Source organism: Mesorhizobium sp. 131-3-5 (genome assembly GCF_016756575.1).
Classification (GTDB): Bacteria; Pseudomonadota; Alphaproteobacteria; order Rhizobiales; family Rhizobiaceae; genus Mesorhizobium; species Mesorhizobium jarvisii.
On the sequence record NZ_AP023254.1, the window covers coordinates 2,400,525 to 2,417,667 of the forward strand.

The 17,143-nt window shown below is 63.5% G+C and carries 15 protein-coding genes; 3 read left to right on the forward strand and 12 right to left on the reverse strand.

The window, feature by feature from the left end:
- Positions 1-6: 6 nt before the first annotated feature.
- The 3 genes from JG747_RS11595 to JG747_RS11605 all read right to left on the reverse strand — a co-directional run bounded on the left by JG747_RS11595 (position 7) and on the right by JG747_RS11605 (position 3,128).
- Complete coding sequence (locus JG747_RS11595; RefSeq protein WP_038649164.1) at positions 7-1,182, reverse strand: MFS transporter; 1,176 nt, start codon at positions 1,180-1,182, stop codon at positions 7-9.
- 111 nt (positions 1,183-1,293) lie between these two features.
- Positions 1,294-2,670 (reverse strand): FAD-containing oxidoreductase, encoded by a 1,377-nt coding sequence (locus JG747_RS11600; RefSeq protein ID WP_202361820.1) that lies wholly within the window; start codon positions 2,668-2,670, stop codon positions 1,294-1,296.
- Positions 2,667-3,128 carry a DUF4126 domain-containing protein gene (locus JG747_RS11605; RefSeq protein WP_202361821.1) on the reverse strand — a complete coding sequence of 154 codons (462 nt, stop codon included), beginning with the start codon at positions 3,126-3,128 and terminating at the stop codon, positions 2,667-2,669. Before JG747_RS11605 ends, JG747_RS11600 begins: the two co-directional genes overlap by 4 nt.
- A 139-nt stretch (positions 3,129-3,267) precedes the next feature.
- On the opposite strand from JG747_RS11605, the gene JG747_RS11610 reads away from it, so the two are divergent.
- The gene (locus JG747_RS11610) at positions 3,268-3,825 is read left to right on the forward strand and encodes a sugar O-acetyltransferase (RefSeq protein ID WP_020629013.1); all 558 of its coding nucleotides are present in this window, start codon (positions 3,268-3,270) and stop codon (positions 3,823-3,825) included.
- Positions 3,826-3,843: 18 nt separating this feature from the next.
- Here the strand turns inward: JG747_RS11610 and JG747_RS11615 are convergent, their stop codons facing one another.
- Positions 3,844-4,830 carry a helix-turn-helix domain-containing protein gene (locus JG747_RS11615; protein WP_202361822.1) on the reverse strand — a complete coding sequence of 329 codons (987 nt, stop codon included), beginning with the start codon at positions 4,828-4,830 and terminating at the stop codon, positions 3,844-3,846.
- A gap of 125 nt (positions 4,831-4,955) precedes the next feature.
- On the opposite strand from JG747_RS11615, the gene JG747_RS11620 reads away from it, so the two are divergent.
- Complete coding sequence (locus JG747_RS11620; RefSeq protein ID WP_202361823.1) at positions 4,956-5,600, forward strand: cysteine hydrolase family protein; 645 nt, start codon at positions 4,956-4,958, stop codon at positions 5,598-5,600.
- Positions 5,601-5,669: 69 nt separating this feature from the next.
- Here the strand turns inward: JG747_RS11620 and JG747_RS11625 are convergent, their stop codons facing one another.
- From JG747_RS11625 to JG747_RS11660, 8 genes are all read right to left on the reverse strand, one after another.
- Entirely contained in the window at positions 5,670-7,349 is a 1,680-nt protein-coding gene (locus JG747_RS11625; protein WP_019860716.1) for a formate--tetrahydrofolate ligase, read from the reverse strand.
- A 315-nt stretch (positions 7,350-7,664) separates the two neighbouring features.
- Positions 7,665-8,789, reverse strand: a complete 1,125-nt coding sequence (locus JG747_RS11630; RefSeq protein WP_019860715.1) for a DUF2333 family protein — start codon at positions 8,787-8,789, stop codon at positions 7,665-7,667.
- A gap of 105 nt (positions 8,790-8,894) precedes the next feature.
- A complete protein-coding gene (locus JG747_RS11635) occupies positions 8,895-10,202 on the reverse strand; it encodes a DUF6638 family protein (protein ID WP_202361824.1) in 1,308 nt (435 codons plus the stop codon).
- Positions 10,203-10,247: 45 nt separating this feature from the next.
- Positions 10,248-12,158, reverse strand: a complete 1,911-nt coding sequence (locus tag JG747_RS11640) for an AAA family ATPase (RefSeq protein ID WP_202361825.1) — start codon at positions 12,156-12,158, stop codon at positions 10,248-10,250.
- A gap of 24 nt (positions 12,159-12,182) precedes the next feature.
- A complete protein-coding gene (locus JG747_RS11645) occupies positions 12,183-13,328 on the reverse strand; it encodes a hypothetical protein (protein WP_038649149.1) in 1,146 nt (381 codons plus the stop codon).
- 40 nt (positions 13,329-13,368) lie between these two features.
- Positions 13,369-14,457 (reverse strand): hypothetical protein, encoded by a 1,089-nt coding sequence (locus JG747_RS11650; RefSeq protein ID WP_027047308.1) that lies wholly within the window; start codon positions 14,455-14,457, stop codon positions 13,369-13,371.
- Positions 14,458-14,766: 309 nt separating this feature from the next.
- Positions 14,767-15,156 carry a c-type cytochrome gene (locus JG747_RS11655; RefSeq protein WP_064980616.1) on the reverse strand — a complete coding sequence of 130 codons (390 nt, stop codon included), beginning with the start codon at positions 15,154-15,156 and terminating at the stop codon, positions 14,767-14,769.
- A gap of 111 nt (positions 15,157-15,267) precedes the next feature.
- Positions 15,268-16,125, reverse strand: a complete 858-nt coding sequence (locus tag JG747_RS11660) for a LysR substrate-binding domain-containing protein (RefSeq protein ID WP_010911153.1) — start codon at positions 16,123-16,125, stop codon at positions 15,268-15,270.
- A 99-nt stretch (positions 16,126-16,224) separates the two neighbouring features.
- On the opposite strand from JG747_RS11660, the gene JG747_RS11665 reads away from it, so the two are divergent.
- Positions 16,225-17,121, forward strand: coding sequence for a DMT family transporter (locus JG747_RS11665; RefSeq protein WP_202361826.1), 897 nt, complete (start codon positions 16,225-16,227; stop codon positions 17,119-17,121).
- The last annotated feature ends 22 nt before the right edge of the window (positions 17,122-17,143 follow it).

A 17,143-nucleotide genomic window follows, 5' to 3' on the forward strand; every position in this document is an offset into this window, starting at 1 on the left:
CGACGTCTATTCGGCGGCAGCCTGGAGCGGGACAGGCGCGCGCCGGTCCAGCGCTTGCGACAGCACCGCGACGGTGACCGCCAGCAAGGCGAGCATCGCGCCGACCAGCGGCAGTTGGGCGTAGGAGACGCCCGCCGAAAGCGCCACGCCGCCGATCCAGGCGCCTCCGGCATTGCCGACATTGAAGGCGCCCTGGTTCAGCGTGGCGGCAAGGTTCGGTCCTTCGGAAGCGGCCTCGACGACGCGGATCTGCAGCGGCGGCACGACGACGAAGATGAGCAGTCCCCAGAGGAAGACAATGCCGATGGCGACGCTGGCAATCGCGCCGAACTGCATGAAGCCGACGAACAGCACTGCCATCAACAACAGCGTGCCGATGACGGTCGGCATCAGCTTCCAGTCCGCCAGCCGCCCGCCGATGATGTTGCCGATGGTCATGCCGGCGCCGAACAACAGGAGCACCCAGGTGACTGCAGACGTCGACAGGCCGGACACTTCAGTGAGGTAGGGTTTTATATAGGTGAAAACGGCAAACAGGCTGGCCGAGGCCAGCGAGGCGATCAGCATCGCCAGCCAGACCTGTAGCCTGCCCAGCACCCGCAACTCGCCGCGCAGGCCGCCGCCGCTCGGTTCGGCGACATCCGACGGCACCAGCCAGGCGATGGCAGCGACCGAGATCAAGCCGATGCCGACCACGGCGATGAATGTGGAGCGCCAGCCGAAAGCTTCGCCAAGTGCAGTACCGGCTGGAACGCCCAGAATGTTGGAAAGCGTCAGGCCGGCAAACATCAGGGCCATGGCGCTGGCGCGTTTGTTGCGCGGCACCAGGCTTGCGGCAACGACCGAGCCGATGCCGAAGAAAGCGCCGTGGCCAAAAGCGGTGAAGACACGCGCCGCCATCAGTGTCCAATAGTCAGGCGCGATGGCGCAGAACAGATTGCCGACGACGAACGACGCGGCCAGCCCCACCAGCACCGGCTTGCGCGGCAGATGCGCGGTGGCCATCGCGACGATCGGGGCGCCGAAGACGACGCCCAGCGCATAGCCGGTGACCAGCAGGCCGGCCGAAGGGATCGACACGCGAAGGTCGGCGGCGACCTCCGGCAGCAGGCCCATGATGACGAATTCGGTGGTGCCGATGCAGAAGGACGCAATGGCAAGCGCAAGGATCGGCAGAGGCATGGGGCGTCCAGACTGAATCGGTTCAATCCGGAGATTGAACGAGGACACGAGCTATGCGCAATGCACATTGCTGCAATGCACCGATGCAGAAAGTCCCCAGCTCGAAGCGTTTCACGCCAGCGGTTTGAGTTCCTGGGCAATCGTCGGCAGCAGCTCCGAGACAGTGGGGTGGATGTGCGTCGCGCGCGCCAGCGTGTCGACCGGCGCCTTGGCGTACATCAGATCGAGCACACAATGCACCGCTTCGTCGCCGCCGGGACCGAGCACCGAACAGCCAAGGATTTCCCTGGTGTCGGCATCGACCAGGATCTTCATGAAGCCTTGCGTCTCGCCCTTTTCGACGGCGCGGCCGACACGTGTCATCGGCCGCTGGCCGACCAGCGCGCGGCGTCCGGATTTCTTCACCGCCGCCTCGGTCATGCCGCAGCGGCCGAGTGGCGGGTCGATGTAGAGCGCATAGGCCTCGATGCGGTCGCTGACCTTGCGTGGGTCGTTGTCGAGCAGGTTGGCGGCGACGATCTCGTAGTCATTGTAGGAGGTGTGGGTGAAAGCGCCCTTGCCGTTGCAGTCGCCCATCGCCCAGATGCCGGGCACGCTGGTGCGCAGCTGGTCGTCCACGATAACGGCGCCACGCTTGTCGAGGGCGACGCCGGCTCTGTCGAGGCCGAGATCGTCGGTGTTGAGCGTTCGGCCGAGCGCCAGCAACACATGAGAACCGACGGCGGGCGGCTTGCCGGCCGAGTAGGTCACGGCGATATCGTCGCCCTGTTTGGCGAAGCCGATGTCGTCGGCGCCGACATGGACTGTGATGCCTTCATTTTCGAGGATGGACAGGATGGCGGCAGAGACGTCCTCGTCCTCGCGGCCGGTCAGGCGCGGACTCTTCTCGATGACGGTGACTTCGCTGCCGAAACGGCGGAACATCTGCGCGAATTCGAGCGAGATGTAGCTGCCGCCCACGACGATCAGATGGCGCGGCAGGACCTCGAGATCCATCATCGAGGAATTGGTCAGATAGTCGATGTCGTGGATGCCGGGCAAATCGGGCACGGAAGCGCGGCCGCCGGTGTTGAGGAAGATCTTGTCGGCGGTCAGAAGGTCGTCGCCGACGCGCACCGTATTGGCGGATTCGAAGCGCGCATGGCCGCGATAGAGCGTGCATTTGTCCATGCCGGCGATCCAGCTTTCCAGCCCGGTGCGGGAGGCGCCTGAAACCTTGTCCTTGCGCGCCTTGATCTTGGCATAGTCGACGCCGACAGGGCCACTGAGCGTCACGCCATAGTCGGCGGCGCGCCGCGCCAGATGCGCGGCATAGGCGCTCGCCACCATCGTCTTGGTCGGGATGCAGCCGGTGTTGACGCAGGTACCGCCGACCAGCTTGCGCTCGATCAGCGCCACGCTCATGCCGGCTGCGTTCAGCCTTCCGGCGAGCGGTGTGCCGGCCTGGCCGGCGCCGATGATGATGGCGTCGAAAGTTCTTGCTGTCATGCCACCGCCGCCACGATCAGCAGGCCGCCGATGATCGCCACCGCGTCCTCGATGAAGGCGGCGGGCGGATCCTTGCCGAAGGCGGCCGCCAGCCGGCCGCGCCCTTCGGCGCCGCTCAACGTGCCGATGACCGCGCCGATTGCGCCGGCGATCAGGCAGACGATGGTGGCGCCACCGGTCGCGCCGATCACGGCGCCGGTGAAGGCGCCCATGATGATGCGGGCGCCGAACTGTTGCGGCACTTTACGGCTTGGCGTCGACGGCAGCTGGTCGGTGACGAGCTCGACGATGGCCAGGATCGTGAAGATGCCGACGGCGGCCCAATGGCTCATGAAGCTTGCCCAGGTGCCGGCAACCGGCAGCCAGCCGAGATAGGCGCCCCAGGCGACCGCGGCAGGCGCGGTCATGGCGCGCAGGCCGGCGATGACGCCGATCAGAAGTGCAAGAAGATAGAGCATGTTGATCCCCTCGATCACCAGGCCAGGACGGCCTCGAGACGGCAGGCTACCATAGGTCCAATATTTGACCAGTACTTGGCTTGGCGCTTTTCTGCTGGCCGCAACTATGCTTTGCAAGAACGTCAATCGGAGACCCGCCATGGCTGGAAGCGAGCGCGCGAAGATGGCGGCCGGCGAATGGTACACTTGCCTCGATGACGAGCTGGAGGCGCTGCGTGCCCTCGCGCGCGACGCGGTGTTCGAGCACAATTGCCTGCCGCCAAGGCAGCGCGGAAATCTCGGGCCGGGCCTCAAGGCATTGCTCGGCGGCGTGGGCGAGGGCGCCCGCATCGAGGCGCCGTTCCACTGCGCCTACGGCTTCAACATTCTTCTCGGCGATGGCGTCTTCCTCAACGCCGGCTGCATCATCCTCGACACGGCAGCCGTGCGCATCGGCAAGGGAACGCTGCTTGGCCCCAATGTGCAGATCTATTGCGCCGAACACCACAAGGAAGCTGCCGGGCGACAGGCGGGGCTGGAGATCGCCAGGCCGGTCGAGATCGGCGCCCGTGCCTGGATCGGCGGCAGCGCCATCATCCTTGGCGGCGTCAGCATCGGCGAGGGCGCCATAGTCGGCGCCGGCGCTGTGGTGACGCGCGATGTGCCTGCAAACGAGACGGTGGTCGGCAATCCGGCGCGACCGGTCAAGCGCGGTTGACGATCTGGCGCAAAGCGGTCAGGCCTGCGCCACCCGTTCGTCCCAATCTACCCGCCGGGAGAATTCGCGCCGATATTGCGCCGGCGATGTCCGGAGCCGCGCCGCGAAATGCTGGCGCAGCGAGGTGGCGCTGCCGAAGCCGGCCTCGAAGGCGACGATGTCCATCGATTTTTCCGTCGCTTCCAGCAGGCGTTGCGCCAGTTCGATGCGCTGGCTGGTCAGCCAGTCGCCAAAACTGGTGCCGATCGATTTCTGAAAGCGGCGTGTAAAGGTGCGCCGTGTCAGGCCGGCGGCCTCGGCGACGCTGTCCAGGCTGTGCGCCTCGCTGAGTGTCGTCCGGACCGCGTCCAGCGCCTGGGTGAAGCGGTCGGCATCCGCGCTCTTTGCCACGGGGCGTTCGATGAACTGGGCCTGCCCGCCCTGCCTGTGCGGTGAGAGCACGACGTGCCGCGCGAGCCGCAGTGCCGCTTCGGCGCCATAACGGGCGCGCACGATATGCAGGCAGCAGTCCAGCCCGGCGGCGACGCCGGCGGAGGTGACGATGTCGCCATCATCGACATAAAGCACGTCGGCATCGACCGAAATGTCGGGATGCAGGACACGCAGCTGGTCCGTATAGGCCCAATGCGTGGTCGCCTTCCGTCCCGAAAGCAGGCCGGCGGCGGCAATGGCAAAGGTGCCGAGGCACAGGCCGACAATCAGCGCCCCGCGCCGGTGCGCGCGGCCGAGCGCTTCGGTGAGCGGCTTGGCCAGCGGGGCTTCGAGATCCTTCCAACTGGGGATGATAATGATGTCGGCATCGTCGAGCGCGGACAGCCCATGCGGGACAAGGACGCTCAGCCCGGCGTCGGTCCGGATCATGCCTTGCTCGACCCCGCAGACACGGAAGTCGAAGCGCGGCAGGCCGAGCCTCGTGCGATCGGCGCCGAACACCAGGCAAGGCACGGAGAGATGAAACGGGCTGATGCCATCGAAGGCGAGGGTGGCAATGATCGGGGCGGTCATGGGCGTTTCCGGTTCGAAAGCTGGATTGTCCCAATTCTTTCGAATGATGTCAATCGGGCCACTTTTGGCTGCTCATCGAACGGCTTATTTTCGGCCCATCGCATTCAAGCCGGAAGGAAAACACCATGTCTGCCCCCGCCAACACCACACCGCGCCGCGCGCTCATCGTCATCGACGTCCAGAACGACTATGATGGCGGCAATCTGGCCATCCAGCATCCGCCGTTCCGCGACAGCGTCGTCAATGTGGCACGTGCCATGGATGCGGCGACGGCCGCCGGCATCAAGGTCGTGGTCGTCAAGCAGATGGCGCCCGAGACCTCGCCGATCTTCGCCAAGGGCAGTCACGGCGGTGAATTGCATCCCGAAATCGCCAGGCGCGGCCGCGACCACTATGTAGAGAAGATGCTGCCCTCGGCCTTCACCGGCACCGACCTCGAGGCGTGGCTGCGCGCCAACGCCATCGATACGCTCACGGTGGTCGGCTACATGACGCATAATTGCGACCTGTCGACCATTATCCATGCCGTGCATATGGGCTTTGCCGTCGAGTTCCTGTCCGACGCGACCGGCTCGGTGCCCTATGCCAACAGCGCCGGCTATGCCTCGGCCGAGGAGATCCACCGCGTGGTCACGATCATCCTGCAGTTGCGCTTCGCCGCGGTGCTGAAGACCGCCGACTGGACGGAATGCCTGAAGACCGGCGCCTTGCCGGAGCGCGACACGATCTACGCCTCCAACCAGCGGGCGCTGGCGCGCAACGCGGCTTAGGCCGTTCTGCAAACAGAAAGGGCGCCGCATCGCTGCGGCGCCCTTTGGCATTTGGGATTTTGAAGGGTTCTAGAACAGGCCTTCGATCTGGCCCATCTCGTTGAGGAAGATCTTTTCCGAGGACGGCGCCTTGGGCAGGCCGGGCATGGTCATGACCTCGCCGCAGATGATGACGACGAAGCCGGCGCCCGCCGAAAGCCTGACCTCGCGGACCGGCACGGTGTGGCCGGTCGGCGCGCCGCGCAGATTCGGGTCGGTCGAGAAGGAGTACTGGGTCTTGGCCATGCAGACCGGGAGGTTGCCGTAGCCGGCCTGCTCCCAGGCGTGCAACTGGTCGCGCACCGACTTGTCGGCAATCGCTTCCGAGCCGCGATAGATGCGCTGGACGATGGTGTTGATCTTCTCGAACAGCGGCATGGCGTCGGGATAGAGCGGCGCGAATTGTGAGGCGCCGGATTCGGCCAGCGCCACCACCTTGTTGGCGAGCTCCTCGATGCCGGCCGAGCCCTTGGCCCAGTGCTTGCACAAGACCGCCTCTTCGCCCATCGAGGCGACATAGTCCTTCATCGCCTGGATTTCGGCGTCGGTGTCGGAATAGAAGTGGTTGATGGCAACCACCGCCGGCACGCCGAACTGCCGGATGTTTTCGATGTGGCGGCCGAGATTGGCGCAGCCCTTCTTCACCGCCTCGATGTTTTCCTTGCCGAGGTCTTCCTTCTTGACGCCGCCATTCATCTTCATGGCGCGCACGGTGGCGACGATGACGGCGGCTGCCGGCTTGAGGCCCGCCTTGCGGCACTTGATGTCGAAGAATTTTTCGGCACCCAGATCAGCGCCGAAACCGGCTTCGGTGACGACATAGTCGGCGAGCTTCAGCGCCGTGGTGGTGGCGACGACCGAGTTGCAGCCATGCGCGATGTTGGCGAACGGGCCGCCATGGACGAAGGCCGGGTTGTTCTCCAGCGTCTGCACCAGGTTGGGCTGCATGGCGTCCTTCAGCAGCACGGCCATGGCGCCGTCGGCCTTGAGGTCACGGGCATAGACCGGCGACTTGTCGCGGCGGTAGGCGACGATGATGTCGCCGAGGCGCTTTTCCAGATCCTTCAGGTCGGTGGCAAGGCACAGGATGGCCATGACTTCCGAGGCGACGGTGATGTCGAAGCCGGCCTCGCGCGGGAAGCCGTTGGCGACGCCGCCGAGCGAGCAGATGATTTCGCGCAGCGCCCGGTCGTTCATGTCCATGACGCGGCGCCACACCACGCGGCGGGTGTCGATGCCGAGCTCATTGCCCCAGTAGATGTGGTTGTCGATCAGGGCCGAAAGCAGATTGTGGGCGGTGGTGATGGCGTGGAAGTCGCCGGTGAAGTGGAGGTTCATGTCCTCCATCGGCACGACCTGTGCGTAGCCGCCGCCGGCAGCACCGCCCTTGACGCCGAAATTCGGGCCGAGCGAGGCTTCGCGGATGCAGACGATCGCCTTCTTGCCGATGCGGTTGAGGCCATCGCCGAGGCCGACGGTGGTGGTGGTCTTGCCTTCACCGGCAGGCGTCGGGTTGATGGCGGTGACCAGGATCAGCTTGCCGTCCTTGTTGCCCTTCACCGATTTGATGAACTCGGCCGAGATCTTGGCCTTGTCGTGGCCATAGGGCAGCAGATGTTCGGTCGGGATGCCGATCTTCTGGCCGATCTCCTGGATCTGCTTTTTCTTGGCGGCGCGCGCGATCTCGATGTCGGACTTCACTTCGGCCATGACGGCTTTCCTCTGGATTGAACGGTGGAGGGGACGGGGTTGATCTCTATCGCATGCAGGTTGGAACCGGGCGCGCGGGCATGTTCTAACCCTGTCGCTGCCGTGGCGTCAACTTCCATGCAACTATGTTTCCTATAGAGAAAATTCCTGTGCGGCCGGCCGACCTGTCCTCGGTTCTTTCTGGCTCCGCTTGCCGCGCCGTATAGAAGCCAGAGCGGCGGCGTTTCCGCCGTCTCAAAACAGCCGCACAATGCACGGAATGCGACAGAGGCGACGGCGCAAATTCGCCATCGCTGGAACCGCGACAACCGAACGCTACTGCGTCAGGACGTTGCTGATTTCGACCATGTTGGAGCGCACGCGCAGGATGTAGAAGCCCATCGTCGTCAGATGCGTCGGCAGCAGCCAGCCATCCTCGCGGCCATTGGCGATGATGAACGGCTGTATGCGCAGGGCCGAGACAAATTGCGCGTCCATCGTGTCCCACAGGCTCTGCAGGTGCTTTTCCTTGATGACGTCCTCGAAGTCGGCCTGCGCGCCCTTCATCAGGCCATAATAGGCATAGAGCTGGCCATAGGCGAACCAGTAGCGGTCGTCGGCGCGCGTATCGAACCAGCCATTGTTGTGGTTCTCGGCACGCTCCTTGAGGATGGCGGAGGTCGAGCCAATGTCCGATGCGATGCGGTCGATATATTGCTTCAGATTGTCGGCGCGGGCATCGAAAGTGGCCTGGCAGGTGGCGAGGCGGGCATTGAATGAGCGCAGCTTGCGCACGGCGTCGCGATAGTAGCTCGGGGTCGGCGTCTTCGGGCCGAACGGGCTTACGCCGAAATACCAGGTGTATTCGTCGAACTGCAGATTGCCGCGCGCATCCTGCAGATCGGCATCGATCTGCGAGGTCGTGCGCACGCGGCCGAGATTGTCGGCGAGTTCGGTCGCCGTGCGCCGCACCGCCTGGTTGATGCCGCGCTGGAACGACGCCTTGTTGTCCATCCACGGCGTGTTGTCCCAGTCGATGCCGAACAGGCCGAGCTTGTAGAGGATCATCGACGAGATCCAGGCATTCTGGTTGACGTTGAAGTCGGTCAGATCGGCCGCGATCTGGGCAATGCCGGAGTTGCCGCAGGTCTTGGCCGTGTCGGTGCCGGTGCCGGCGGCCACCTGCTCGCCGGCGGAAACATTGCGCTTCTCGAACGTGTAGGTGTCCGGATAGTTCGGGTTGAAATTGTTCCACCACTGGGTGGCATAGAAGAAGTTGGCGTAGAGGCCGATCAGCACCAACAGGGCCAGGCCGAGCACGGCCTTGAGGATCCAGCCACGCTGCGTGTACCAGCGGCCGGCCCATAGGAACGGCCACAGGATGGCGCCAATCAGAAGGCCAATGCCGCGGCCGATCCACTGGAAAATCCGGGTGAAGAAATTGACGATCGGATCGAGCATGGCTGTGTCACCCCCTCAAAGCATGATGCCAAAAAGTTGCAGACTTTTTGGATAACATCATGCGCCAAAACAACAAGTTAGAACGAAATGACAGCTCATTTCGTTCTAGTCAGTCAGGCCGTAGAGGCGTGTGCGAAACGCCACCTTGTCCTTCAAATATGTGGTTTTCAGAACGTCCACAACATGCGATCTCCAGGCGTCGCTGAAGCCGTCATAGTCCTTGTAGAAGCCCTGCTTGTTGAAGATGTAGCGCGAGACGAAGTCCGTCGGCACGAAATCCGAGATCAGCCGGTTGGTCAGCCAGGCGTCCGGATGGTCCGGCTTGGCGCGGACCACAAGGAAGCGCTGCTGCGGGAACACATCCTCGATCTTGAGATGGCCAAGCTGGGCGATTTCGCGCTTGGCGGCGTTGAGGAAAGGGAAATTGCCGTCCTTGGTGATCAGGTCGGCATGGCTCTGGATCCAAGTCTGTAGCCAGACCTTGTCGACATCGGTCAGGTTGCGGTTTGGCTCGGCGTCGCGGATCAGCGCGCGCACCACCATCTCGGCGCGGTGCTCGAGATAGCCGGACGCTTCGATCCAGGAGGCGCGCGGCAGTTCGATGCGGCCGGTGCTGGCCAGGAACTTGAAGACCTTGTCGGCGTCGTTGATCGAGAGATAGCTCACCTGCCACGGCCGCGAGCGGCGAAAGCCCGGAGCCGCCGGATCGCTGATCACCGTCGTCATGTCGGGATCGACGAACACGTAGAGCCCGCCGAAATGGCTGGTCCAGTAGGCATTGTGGCGGAAGATCACCTGGTCCGGGACAAGCGCGTTCTCGCGGATGTCGCCGCAGATTTTCGCCAGCTCCACCATGCGGGTCAGCATGGCGTTGTCGCGCCAGGCGTCGGGCTCCTGCCTCAGCCGGTCGACAAGCTTGCCGAGTTCAGCGGCCTTACCCAGCACGTCCTCGGCTGACAGCACCTTGAACTCAACCTGGTTGATCGACAGCAGGTCTTCGATGTCGTTGACCTTGGGAACGGAATCCTCGATCTCGCCGTAGATGACATCCTTGATCGTCAGCGCGTCGATGGCGCGCTGGTTCTTGGACATGAACTCGAACATCAGCTGCGAGGTGTTGGAGAAGGCCGTGTGCACCACCGGCAGGTCGATCTGCGACGGCGTCAGGATGATGAAACGGCGATTGACCTCGTTGGGGTCGAGATAGTCGGGGTCGCCGCATTCGTCGGCGATCTCGGGCGAGAAGCCGGTGCGGTCGATCTGGAAGCTCTTCAGCTTGGTGGGAGGCAGGCCGAAGGCGGCCAGCGCCTTGTTGTAACGCTGGATGAGATGCGGCTCGTCGACGGTGAGCAGCCGGCCGTAGATGAGCTCGTTGTCGCGCAAGAGGTCGGGTTTTTTGGCGGGGTGGCTCATCTTGCCTTCTCCCCGTTCGCGGGGAGAAGGAAAGGCCGGTGTGGCTCACGCATTCCAAAGCCCCTTCTTCTTCATCTCCTCCATCTCGCGCGCCGCCCGCTCGCGCAGCCGCGCGTCGCGCAGCAGCTTTTCCACGGCGGCGTCGTCGGACTTGTCGGAATAGCGGAACTCGGAATCGGCGTAGCGGTTGATCTCCTGCATGACCATGTCCATCGAGAACGGACCGCGCAGTTCCTCGATCATGGCTTTCTTCTCGTCATAGCTCTTGTGCATGAAGGCTTCCGGCTTCTCGAACCAGTCGTCGGGAAGCTCGATGTCCATGGCGCGCATCTTGATGGCGTCGGTGACGTTCTTGATGGCGCGGCCGGTGAAGCGCGGCTCGGCGTCCTTGATCAGGTGCAGGTAGGTGCCGATGTCGGCCATGGTCTTGGGCGCGCCATTCTCCTTCATGTAGCGCTCGTAGACCTTCATCAGGCCGTCCTCCTGCGGCTTCTCATGCTCCTCATAGGCTTCGGTCACGGCGCGCTGGATTTCCTGCGCGGCGTAGAGCTCGTGCTTGCCCAGAGGGATTTCGTGGTTCTTGCCGGCGAGCAGCACGAAGATGTCGATATAGTCGTCGCGGGTCTGCGGGCCGTCGACCAGCCAGCGGGCGCCGGCGCGCTGGCGCAGCGCGTCGTCGACATTCTCGGGATAGTTGGAGAACATTCCGAACGAGCAGTTGCCGCGCACCACGGTGGCCGCGCCGGCGAAGGCATCCATCAGGACGCCGGTGATTTCCTGTTGGCCGGCAGAGGCGCGGTCGTCGGAGCGGCGCGCCGCCACCTGGTCGATATCGTCGATGGTGCCGAAGCCGATCACGCGCGGGTTGAGCACATTGTTGATGAACTGGCGGCAGTTCTGACCCGATTTGCCCTGATAGGACGAGATCTGGTCGACGCCGAAATTCTCGTAGGCGAAGGGATAGCCGGCGACCTGGCAGTAATGATTGACCAGGCCGGCGATCATCTGGATCAAAGTCGTCTTGCCGGTACCAGGCGCACCGTCGCCGATGAAGGTGAACAGGAAGCCGCCGAGCTCGACGAAGGGGTTCAGCTCGCGCTCGAAATCATAGGCCATCAGCATCTTGGCGAGCTTGACCGACTGGTACTTGGCGATGTGGTTGCCGACGACCTCTTCCGGCTTCTTGAAGGTCATCACCAGCGGCTTCGACCGCTTGCCGGGCGCGACGTCGAAGCCGTCGAGGGTGAAGTCGTCGGCATCGATGCGGATATGGGCGTTCTCGAACGGGCCGATACCGTCGAAGCGGCCTTTTCTGGCCAGCAGCCCATCGATGGCGACGCGGGCGAAGGCGCGGGCCCTGGTCGCCAGGTCGGCATCGTCCTTCGAGCCCGCGATCGCCTTGTCGAGGCCGGCGAGGATCGACTTCACCGCATCCTGCGGCGTGTCGAAAAGGAAGTCGGGTTCGGGGATGTCGTTGGGCGCCTCGCCGTCGCTGTCGATCAGCTGGAACAGGTAGGATGCCAGGCTGAAGGCCGAGATATAGGCCGAGGCGGAGAGCAGCTTCTTGAAGGTCGCCGCCTCGTCGCCCTCGAGCGGGGCGCGGGCGTTCTTCGCCTGCAGGCTTTCGAGGTCGGAGCCTTCGGCGAAGACATCCGATATGGCGAGCGCAATCGCCGTGCCACGGCGGGCGCGAAACAGAAGCGTGTGCTGCGGGATGGTCAGCAGCTGGTCGTCGGGATGGACGGCGCCGACGGTCTTCGACAGCTCTACCTCGCGCGTGCGGCGCACCGAGCCGACCGAGACGGTGGAGACGAAGCGGCGGTTGGTGCCGGCCAGCGCCGTGCCGGATTCGCGCGACGGGTCTTCCAGCACGACGATGCGGGTGATGAAGCTCTGCGCGGTGGCGCGGTGCTTCTCGATCGCCGCTTCCGGGATGGTGGTCAGGCCGGTGTCCATGAAGGATGCTCCGTGGTGTTACGGTCAGACGTCTGAAATGACCTGCCCGTTGGACAGGATGTGGACCTTGTAGCCGCCAAAGATCTTCTGTGCTTCGCCGGCGGCGTAGAGCGCCTGGTAGGCCTCGTGCGGGATCAGTGCATGGTTTTCGTAGCTCGACACGCCCTGGCGCGCGGCTTCCAGGTCGTCGGTGTTGATGAAGAATTCCTGCGTCGTCTTCTCGCTGGAAAACAGCCCCTTGCGGCCGGGCTTCTCGCCCTTGGAATAGACCTCCTGGATGGTCCAGGTCAGCAGCCAGGCGTTTTCCGGCTTGCGCACCTTGGCCAGCACTTCGGTCACCGTCGAATTGTTGTCGGTAATGCCCGCGGAATAGAACGGGCCAAGCACGACGCGGCGCAACTGCTTGGGGTGCAGCGGCTCGAAATCCTTGTCTAGGTTTACGGCAATCGTCGCCGGCGAAAGCGTGTAGGCGGAGTTCTTCTCGGTGAAATCGTCGAAACGGTGGGCGAGCTCGGGATTGAGCAGGCCGTCGACCGGCAGCGGGATGTCGACCTTGTCGTTGAGCTTGCCGTTCCGGTCGACGAGCTGGCGGACCATGTTCTCGGAGGAATCCTCCACCGTCACCATGTAGACCAGCGGCAAGTTGGCGCTGCCGTCGAAGGTCGCCCAATGGACGAGATAGTAGGGCAACGCCGTCTTCGGATTGACCGACACCTTGGCCGTCTGCGCCAGCGTGAACGGCCCGAAAGTCTGCTCGCTCTTGACGTCCTCGAGATAGAGACGCTCGGCCATCGACTTCTGCAGCGCCTCGGGGAACTCCTTGTGGCGCAGGATGAAGTCGGCCATCTCCTCGCGCAGCTCTCCGGCCAGCGGGATGTTGGCGAGCCGGCTGTCGGCCTGGCGGCGGTCGTTTTCCAGTTCGAGCAGGTTCTGGAACACCGGAAAACCGCTTTCGGCGCGCGAAATGCGGAACGTGTCCATGAAGCCCAGCCGGTTGCGCCAGCAGCCAAAGGACTTGTCGAGCCGGGCGATGTATTCGGCAACGATCTTGGCGACGATGCCGTGCCGGTAAAGCGGCGAGCGGTCGTCGCGCATGAACACTTCAAGGCCGCTGAGCGCGGCCGTGATTGCCGAGAAATACCGCGCCGCCGCGTCGTTTTCGGGGGTCATTCTGTCAGCCCTGGGATTGTCGCACCGGTGCGCGCGGCAATTATGACTGCACGTAGTTGGCCGAATTGTGCTTCTTCAGCACCTCGTCGAAGCGCCGGGCAAAGGCATCGTCGGCGAGCTTCTTGCGGCGCTGGATATCGGCGCTGGCGACCATGTTCTTCTCGTGCATTTCGAGCAGGTCGCCAATGTGCTTCTGCGAAGCGGCGCCGATGCCGGCCATGGTTTCTTCCGCCGTGTTGTCGACCTGGCTGCCCAGCGTGTTGATCTTGTGGGCGACGTCCTGCTGCGCGGCGGTCTTCAGCGAATCTTCCAGCGCCTTGTAGAGCACGATGCGCTGCTCGGTATCGATGGTCAGCTTGTTGATCAGCGTCGACTGCGCGGCGATCTGGTTGTTGAGCGAATCGACGAAGGTCTGGAACATCGAGGTGTAGCGCTCGAGCGTCTGGCTTTCGGCCAGCAGTTCCTGCTCCTTGGCCTGCTTCTCGTTGTATTCGGTGGCGAGCTTGGAGCGTTCGCCCTCAAGTTGGGTGCGGTCCTTCTGGCTGGTCGAGGCGGCGATCTTGTTTTCGATGTCGAGCAGCATCGGGTTGAGTTCCTCGATGCGTTTCTGCACGGCTTCGAGGTTCGACATGGTGGTCTTGCGGCGCTCGATCACCTGCGACAGGCTGGTCTCGGAGGTCTTGTAGCGCTGGTCGAGGACCTCCTTCTGCGCCTTCAGGATGCCGACGATGGTGTCGGACTTGGCCAGAAGTTCCTGCAGATTGCCGGCCAGCGACATGTTGCGGACGCGGTCGGTGCGCATACGCTGCTTGCGCTGGCTGGAGAAGACACCGACGAAGTTTTCCCAGCCGGTGTAGTTCTTCATGCTCTCGAACTCGGCGCCGAATACGTTGGTGGCGTCCTCGAGGCCGATGATCAGGTCGGCAATGTTGCCTTCCATCACCTTCTGCTGCTTCAGCACGTCCTCGATGCGGGCGTTCTCGATGTCGAAATTGGCGTCGCCGATCTTCTTGTCAGCGGTGGCAAGCGTGTCGAGCACGGTGCCGGACTGCTCGATCTTGGTGCGCATGTCCTGGACGACCTGCTTGGTCTTGGCAATTTCGGCATCGAAATTCTGCAATGTCGCCATAGGGGCCTCCCGCTTCGGCTTCCGGTCGCTGATTGCGAACAGCGGCGAATATATGTGGGGCATCCGGGGATTGAAAGACGTGAAGACAAGGGTCGTGTGAAAACAAAAGAATCCGCCAAGGCCTTGAAAGACAATGCAGGTGGGGTCATGGCGTGATTAGCCGGTCAGTCGGGACTAGTTCAGCTGTCATTGAACTTTCATGCCGGCAAGACAGTCAGCCCCGGCCGACGCGGAAATGCTGAATTCGGCAGGGGATTGAACCGGCTGCAGGCAAACATATCAGTGCGGCCGCACCGCACCGACGCGCACTCAGGGCTTCGGATCGGCCTTCAGATAGGCGATGACATTGGCGATGTCGTCATCATTCGTCAGACCACCAAAAGCCATTTTGTTGCCGGGAACTTTGAGCTTAGGGGCCTTGAGATACTCGGTGAGATTTGCCTCGTCCCAGACGAGACCGGCAGCGCCCGCACTCTTCATGGCTTCGGAATAATGGCCAAGGAAGCTTTCCGCGGTGCCTGCGGTGCGGCCGACGACACCCTTGAGATGCGGGCCAACCTTGTCGCGGTCGGTGGCCGCCTCATGGCAGGCCATGCAGCGGTTGAAGACGTGCTTGCCCTGCACCGGGTCGCCGCCGGCATGGGCGGCAATGGAGGTGGCAATGAGAAGAAGGCTGGCTGAGGAAACGGCTCGAAGCATGGCTGACCCCGGAGAGCTCTGGCTGACGGCCTTATAGGGCCGAGGCCTTAACAAACGCTGCACCGTGGCGAGTTGGCCGGTCGCACCCAATCCCGTGCGGAGACGACGATCTCAGGCTTGCTGTGCCAGGTCGCGGCGCAGGAAATCATGCAGCCGATCGACCGCCGGCGTGCTCGACAGCGGGTTGCGCAGGATGCCGATTTCGAGATCCGGCAGCACAGGAAGCCCTTCATTGCCGCCGATGATGCGCAGCGATGGGGGTACGCTGCGCTGCGCCAGACCGGCGACGGCGAGCCCGGCCTGCACGACCGCGATCAGGCCAAGCAGGGAGGCGCTGGAATAGGTGCAACGGTAAGACCGGTCAGCTTCGCCAAGCGCCTGCAGGACATTCATCCTGGCGGCACAGCCGGGCTCGAACAGGGCGACCGGCAAGGGATCGGTCTGCCAAGCGACATGGTTCGGCGAGGCGACCCAGACGAAACGCTCAAGCCGGATGACGTCGAGCGGCTGGTCCGGCAAGCGAGTGACGATCGCCAGGTCGAGCCGTCCTTCCGCCAGGGTTTTCACCAGCGCGGTCGACTGTTCGCAGATCAGTTCCACCGTCACCAGCGGGTGATCCTCGGCAAAACGCGATAGGACAGGTGGCAGAAGGAAGGCGGCGTAATCGTCCGGCACGCCAAGACGCACGCTGCCCGTCTCCTTCGGCCGCGTGACGCTCGCCCAGGCCTCATCCGACAGCTTCAGCAGCCGGCGCGCATAGATGAGAAAATCCTCGCCGATGGCGTTGGGGGTAACCGTTCTCGGTCCGCGCACCAGAAGCTGGTTGCCCACCATCTCCTCCAGCCGCTGCATCTGCATGCTGACCGCCGACTGGCTGCGGCCGACCCGGGGCGCCGCATTGGACAGGCTGCCGCTCTCGACGACGGCGACGAAGGTTTTCAGGAGGTTGAGGTCAAGCGGAGCAGCCATGGTGCTATCAGCATATCGAATAGCTTGATCCAAATCTATTCGCTTGTTTGAAAGCTATACTGGTGGCCAGATGGGTTTCGCCCGTCTGAGGGATTTTCGATGAAGGACATGCCAACTTCCCGTTTTCCGGCCGCGAGCCTGGCCTTGGCGATGACGATAGCCGGCACGGTTGGCGCCTTTGTCACGGAAGCGGGGCTTCATCCCGTGACAATCGTGTTCTGGCGCTGCGTGTTCGGCGCCATGTTCCTCGGCGCATGGTGCCTGCTGCGGGGCTATCTGCCGGACAGGACGCTGTCGCCGTCCCGCCTCGCGCTGGCTGCACTTGCCGGCGCCTGCATGGTGCTGAGCTGGACGGCTTTCTTCGCCGGCTTCGCCATGACGTCGATCGCCACGACGACGATCGTCTATCACGTGCAGCCGTTCTTCGTGGTCATCATCGGGGTGGTCTTCCTCAAGGAGCGTATCTCGCTCGACCAGATGCTGTGGATGCTTGGCGCGTTCCTTGGCGTCGTGCTGGCCAGCGGGCTGGTGGTTTCGCATGCGCAGGCCAGCACGGCATGGGCGCTGGGCATCGCGCTGACGCTGGTCGCCGCGCTGCTCTATGCGGTGGCGACGATCCTCGCCAAGGGCCTGGGCCGGCAGCGCGCGGAGGTCACCGTGCTTTGCCAGACGATCGTCGGGATCGTCATGCTCGCGCCCTTCGCCGATATCGGCCAGCATGTTCCCGTGCATGCATGGGTCTGGCTGGCCAGCATCGGCGTGCTGCACACCGGCATTGCCTATGTGCTGATGAACTCGGCCTTTCCGCGCCTGACGACGCCGGTGATCGGCATCATCACCTTCATCTATCCGGTCGTTGCCATCATCATCGACTGGGCGATCTACGGGCATCCGCTCGGGCAGGCGCAGGCCGCCGGCATGGCGCTGATCGCCGTGGCGACACTCGGTGTTCGGCTGGGCTGGCGGTTTCCGCTGAGGCGCGTCTCTGCGGCCTGACGCGAGTCGCAGGGAAGTAGGG